Genomic DNA, 527 nt, shown 5'->3' with positions numbered 1-527 from the left:
TTTATAGTAATCTTATTTTTTCTCATGATTTAATCATCTCATATTTCTCTTGAATTTTCCACCTAATTTTCATCTAAAATGTTATCTAAAATGTTATCCACAGCGGTTTCCACAAGCTGTTTCCTATATAATAAAAAAGTGCAATATAAAGAAAAAATAAAAAAATTAGTTGCATTTATCTGTAGTTAAAATACAATTTTAAGACATTAACCTTACTATTAGTGAGATTGAATGTCAGTTGTCCCGAGGACATGGGTAACCCCTTGCATTAATCCATTACTATCAAATATTACATCTGTTTCTAGAGGTACTACCTGATCACCTCCATTAAATATTTGACCAAATATGGCTGGAAATGATCCAGTTGCACCAGTGGCTCCAACATTTCCCGTAGCACCAGTAACTCCGTCAATTCCATTAATAAGATTTTTGGTTATACTATAAACAATGAAAAAGGCAGACCTACAAATTCAGAATTTATAGCAATGATTGCTGATAAGTTAAGATTAGAAAATAGGGTTTCAAAG

1 pseudogene is annotated in these 527 nt (G+C 30.9%); it reads left to right on the top strand.

The features are described 5' to 3' along the window. Positions 1-407: 407 nt before the first annotated feature. A pseudogene (locus tag KPL38_RS19475) lies at positions 408-527 on the top strand (sporulation initiation factor Spo0A C-terminal domain-containing protein); the annotation flags it as partial.

The sequence above is a fragment of the Clostridium psychrophilum genome, from assembly GCF_018861705.1.
Classification (GTDB): Bacteria; Bacillota; Clostridia; order Clostridiales; family Clostridiaceae; genus Clostridium_AD; species Clostridium_AD psychrophilum.
This window is presented reverse-complemented; position numbering and strand designations above follow the sequence as displayed.